The sequence below is a fragment of the Herbidospora sp. NBRC 101105 genome (genome assembly GCF_030269205.1).
Classification (GTDB): domain Bacteria; phylum Actinomycetota; class Actinomycetes; order Streptosporangiales; family Streptosporangiaceae; genus Herbidospora; species Herbidospora solisilvae.
This window is the reverse complement of sequence record NZ_BSSX01000037.1, coordinates 1-256: the sequence shown is the minus strand read 5'-3', so window position 1 is coordinate 256 and position 256 is coordinate 1. Positions and strand designations below refer to the sequence as shown.

Genomic DNA, 256 nt, shown 5'->3' with positions numbered 1-256 from the left:
TCAAAGGGAGGAGGCAGAATTAATGTCATTCTACTGCCCCATATGTTCCGCGATTGGGCCGGGACCTAGAGGACGGGCTGCAGCCGGAAGAGCGCGGGATGCACATCACCGGGCTCATGCCGCGGCTTCGAGGTGATCCGGCCGGCGACCGCGCGCAGCACATCGACGGCGGTGATGACGCCGACCACCCGGCCGTGCTCGTCCACTACGGGAACAGCGTCCCGGGCCGAGTCGAGCATCGTCTCGGCCACGGCGT

General features: G+C 66.4%; 1 protein-coding gene. It reads right to left on the bottom strand.

Annotated features, from left to right (window positions below; translation table 11 throughout):
- Positions 1–65: 65 nt before the first annotated feature.
- A partial coding sequence (locus QSK34_RS37695) for a CBS domain-containing protein (protein WP_285591632.1) occupies positions 66–256 on the bottom strand: 191 nt, incomplete at its 5' end.